Source organism: Caballeronia eucalypticola, from assembly GCF_047608185.1.
Classification (GTDB): domain Bacteria; phylum Pseudomonadota; class Gammaproteobacteria; order Burkholderiales; family Burkholderiaceae; genus Caballeronia.
Genome location: NZ_JBLKRU010000021.1, coordinates 1 through 687, shown reverse-complemented (window position 1 = coordinate 687; position 687 = coordinate 1).

Below are 687 nucleotides of genomic sequence, written 5' to 3'. Positions count from 1 at the left end.
TCACCGCTCTACCCTAAGTGTCCACAGCGTGCAGTTCCATTTCATGGGTGCCCCAAAAGCACGGTGCTCGCCAGAGCTTAAGATGTTTAAACCCATCCTTCTCGCGAATCCTGACAGTAAAACGCTTCGCCCCGTACGCTCTCGGGCTAGCACTAGCGACTGAACCTGCCCAAGGAGCGCCCCGCGCTATCCGCGGAAAACCAGTCTCCGAATTTGTATGCATGCCGAAACATTTTGGCAACCCATCGAGACACAATGCTGCAGAATGTGTAAAGCCCAATCCCTAAAATAACAGTGCGAACCGACCAGCTAACCCGAGAAGAACCACACCCATAAAAGCGCGTGAGGCCGTGCGGGTTCGTAGGGCAAGGGTGCTTGCCCGAGAGCGTACGGGGCGAAGCGTTTTACTGTCAGGATTCGCGAGAAGGAGGGTTTCACACATCCGTGGTTCCAGCGAGCACCGCGCTTTTCGGGTACCAATGAATAAAAACTGCACGCTGTGGACACTTAATTTTTAGAGAGTTTAAAGCGTTTTCTTTGCTTCGTTTCTTTGTCGCTTTCGGTGTGTGTCAAGGTAGTTGTCGCGTGCACCGCTACGCAGCTTCTTTGTATCGGGTAGCCGATTGCTCGGTTCTTTCTGGGTTTAGATAGACCGAGCCTGCGAGTTTCCAGTTGCGCGTGTCGCCC